This is a genomic window from Pseudomonas sp. GM79, from assembly GCF_000282495.1.
Lineage (GTDB): Bacteria > Pseudomonadota > Gammaproteobacteria > Pseudomonadales > Pseudomonadaceae > Aquipseudomonas.
This window is the reverse complement of record NZ_AKJE01000100.1, coordinates 1-3,837: the sequence shown is the minus strand read 5'-3', so window position 1 is coordinate 3,837 and position 3,837 is coordinate 1. Positions and strand designations below refer to the sequence as shown.

At 52.9% G+C, this 3,837-nt stretch carries 2 protein-coding genes and 1 pseudogene; all 3 read right to left on the bottom strand.

Annotated features, from left to right (window positions below):
* Positions 1-125, bottom strand: a pseudogene (locus tag PMI36_RS32530) (DUF6124 family protein); the annotation flags it as partial.
* 670 nt (positions 126-795) lie between these two features.
* Positions 796-1,278: an SMI1/KNR4 family protein gene (locus PMI36_RS30100; protein ID WP_050549270.1), complete on the bottom strand. Its 483-nt coding sequence runs from the start codon at positions 1,276-1,278 to the stop codon at positions 796-798.
* A 1-nt stretch (position 1,279) separates the two neighbouring features.
* On the bottom strand, positions 1,280-3,837 hold a 2,558-nt coding region (locus tag PMI36_RS04535), incomplete at its 5' end, for a DUF637 domain-containing protein (RefSeq protein ID WP_008075176.1).

Here is a 3,837-nt window from a genome sequence, read left to right as displayed (position 1 = left end):
GGGATGGGCGGCTTGAGGTAGTGGTCGAGGGCGCGGTCGGCAGCTTCGTGGAGTTTTTTCGAATCGAGGGATTCGTAGGGGGATGTTGGATCGGTTTCCGGTGGATTGGGTGTCGGTTTGATCACGATGAAGCTCCTAGAGTCATGGAGCGGCCACGGTTCGCTGCGAGACGAAAGGAGGTGGCAGCTATACGCAGGTCGCAGACCGGGACTCTAGAACCGGCAGACCCGAAGGCCTCCCACGTACAGCCGCCATAACATGAACGGACAGGCATACCTGTTCACGAACGGAGGATGTTGTGCGTCTAGAGATACACGGGCTGCGAGACCCGATCACTGATTTGTCAGCGACCGGCAAACGATAGAGCCCGCCCCCAAGACGCACAAGCCGGCGGATTCTGGCGTAGTCGTAGGCAACGGCGCAAGGCTGTGTAGTCTGAGTGAGTGTCTGGAGATGTCGATTAAACATCGCCTGTTTATTGGTCTGACTATGGGTTTTGTGTTGGATGGGCCGGCCCCTTCGCGAGCAAGCCCGCTCCCACAGGGGATTTTCGGTGAACACATTATTTGTGTACGCCCGAGATCCAATGTGGGAGCGGGCTTGCTCGCGAAGAGGCCCGAAAAAACACCCTCCAACTGTCGGTCAAACCACCGGATAGACGGAAAACAGCAGTAGGGACAGACGACGTTTTTGCTTATCCATCAAAAATGAATCGGTCTGCCCCCCTACGACCAGGCTTACCTGGCTGGTGCGAATCTCGCCGGCCATGGCATTGCGAATGCTGTCTGTTTTCAGTTACTCGGGTGGGCGCTCTGACAGACTGTTTAAAAAATCTGAAAAAGATGGCGCAACATCAGATAACTCCAGATCGCCACCAGGCGTGGCTTCGTGATGCCACATTACGACGGGAGGACTATCGGATAGTAAATTTTTACGGTAGTCAAAACACAGCGCATCCCCATTCCCTAAAACTGAGAAAATAATCAAATCCTGTACAAAATCCTCTGGCGGATATTGATACTTTATCTCCATGGTTTCGAATGACCCTTCAATCTTACCAAAAGGTAAAAACATGCCTGGACTGCATGTAACCTCTTGCCCTAGGAGTCGATTATAAAACTTGAAGGCGGGTTTATTCACAACAAAAGCGCCATTGAACTCTAAAGCAATTTTTTTGTACTCGGCAGGTAAAACCTTACCCGTCAGCGCCTCAAAAGCCCGTATTTCTGCAGAATTTCCATGACCATAATACGAATCAAAACTTACACCTGAGAACATGTTATTTCCCCTTACTCATCGATTCCCACCCGACATGCCGAGCACCGTTATGGACAGCTTCGGGAACTAATTGCATCCTACCGGTATCCTGATGATGGTGCCAAGTGAATCCAGGAATCTTATCCTGACCACTGCGTATCGCTTTTAGTTGGACGTCTGAGAATAGCGAGTTTGGAATGGCACCACTGTCTATTTGCGTTCGCAAATCACGAGTCGCCATTCTCAACTGCCCATCGTAACTTGCAGCCCGAAAATCTCCGATATTGATATGCGTATCGAATTTTGCAATATCATCAAATATCGGAAAGCCTTTATTGTCAAAAACGACTCGTGTTTTCGAACCATCTGGCAGCGCAATGTCCTTATGCAACCCAGCCAGCTTTACATTTGGCATCCCAGCGGGGGGTACAGTAGTAGACACCACGTTTTCGGCACCATATTTTTCACCCAGCTCCTCTCTAATATTCCTAGAGTCATAAGGGATATCACCGAGATTACCTTGAATCGAGCAAGTCCCGCCGTTACAGCTATAGCAAGGCCCGATGTTATGTACCCATGTACTCAGCTTTCCGACATAGAATGTGTGCCCTATCTCAACAGTCAGGTTATACGTCGTACCTTGAGGATGCAGCAGTTCAACAGATAAAACAGTGATCGAAGCATCCTGAGTCGCACCATCCCCCAACGACTGCAGCTGATCACCCGGTTTAAGCTCTATCAGCGGCACAAAGCCCTTGCGCGCCGGTACATAAAATGGGTGGCCCGGTGTCACTTGCAAGGTCTCAGTTGTACCCACGTCGGTGACGCCATTCTTCTCCAGTTTCAGCTGATAAATTGGCTGATCCGTTCGAATATGGGTGGCGGAGACCTTAGCGGCGAATGGTTCACCTCCCTGCTCAGGCTTGGTCCAGACGATATCGCCCACCTTGAGCGCATCAATTGCTCGCTCACCCTCAGGGGTGGCGACCATGGTTCCTGCAGCAAAGCAGCATGGACTGTAGCCCGCCAACTTTGCCTCGGCTTGGGTAACCAACTGTTCAGTGCTTTTCCCGACGGCGGCATCTACGCCTTTCCCTGCAACAGACTCAATCCCCTTCCCAGCAATAGCCTCCGCACCTTTGACCGCCAATACATCTCGCGCTGCCAAGTCCTTGATTGCGCTCAGAAGCGTTCCCTTGCCCACCCCGCCTATGGGCATAAGCTCAGCAAGCAACTTGAGATCAATATTCGAATTGACCCCGCCACTCGCCAGAACACGTAACCGGTCCATTTGCTCTGCTTGGGCCGCAGCATCGGCACTGAGCGCACCAATTTCAGGAAGCTTCCTGATAGCAATGGACTCCCCGTATTGCTCAGCCCACTTGTCCGGTACTACACCCATGCCATCTGGGGCGTTGTTGTAGGTGGAGTTGCTCGAAGGATTGAAGAGACGCGAGTCGTTGTACTGCCTGTCCGTAGACGTGAACGCAACGACCTTGTCGCCGTTCGCGACGATGGGGCTCCCATCCGCCCACGTCAAAAGCACCTTCTCGTTCTGCAGTTGAGTGACCACTCCTCGAGCAACACGCAGATCGTCAGCCAAGTGCTGACCCTCTGGGTTATTCGGGCTATAGCCGGACAGAATTCCCTGTAGTTCATTGTTGGTCTGCTTATCGACCTCACCACCTGCTACGAATGTCAGTAGAGCGTTCCATTCGAAGCCAGATTGGCTTTTGCCAGTTGAGGCATCTAAATTCTTGGCCTCAAGAGCAAGTCTTTTCTCTTCTTGAACGTGCAATTTGCGGTTGTAAGACTGCGCATTCCCGGCGATTTCCGAGCCTAGAGAAACGTCGCCATCAACGCTTGCTGCCGCCAGTAACCCCACCAGTTTGGACGCCGCGTTTACCAACCGGTCGTGCTCTGCGGGATCATCGCCACTGAGTAACGGTGTTTTATCCAAGGTCGCGATAAGCGCCTCATTAGCGCCCGCAGCGATTGCCCCCGTTTTAAAATCGCCACCCATTGCTTCTGAAAGCAACCCACCCACGACAGCATGCAGGGCGGTTTTACTTAGGCCGCTGTCTTGAAGTTTGAAGGCATCGCCAAAATCACCAACACCTGTGAAAGCAGTAGCCTGAAGCACATCGAAGACGCTGCCCTTCATTGCGTCCTTGAAGCTGCCTTGCCCAAGGGCTTCGGAAAGCGTTCCGCGCACCGCTCCGCCCGCCAATTGGATCGTACCGAACCGACCAATAGCCGCCGGGTCGTTCCAATGAGGTACTACGCTGGGACCACTCACTTTGTTAGTGATCGGGTCGCTCTGTGCGCCAAACCAGTTGCCACTGGCGTAATTCACAAATCCTGCTGAGGCGCCCGCGATCAGCGCTTGTTTCATGCTGTCGCTACTGAAGGTTTCCTTGAATGCGGCTCCCAGGTTGCCCTTGTTGTTTATCGTGCTGACCACGCCCGTACTGGCAAGGGAGGTCAACGACGCGGTGGCAATGATGTTTCCCAGACCTGCTGCCGTACCTGCGACAGCCGCACTGGTCGTCGTTGCAGCTGTGGCTGGCGTTGCCGCCG

Bases quoted from the DNA above. Each gene is read 5' to 3' on its own strand.
- PMI36_RS30100 (WP_050549270.1), bottom strand. From the start codon at position 1,278: ATGTTCTCAGGTGTAAGTTTTGATTCGTATTATGGTCATGGAAATTCT.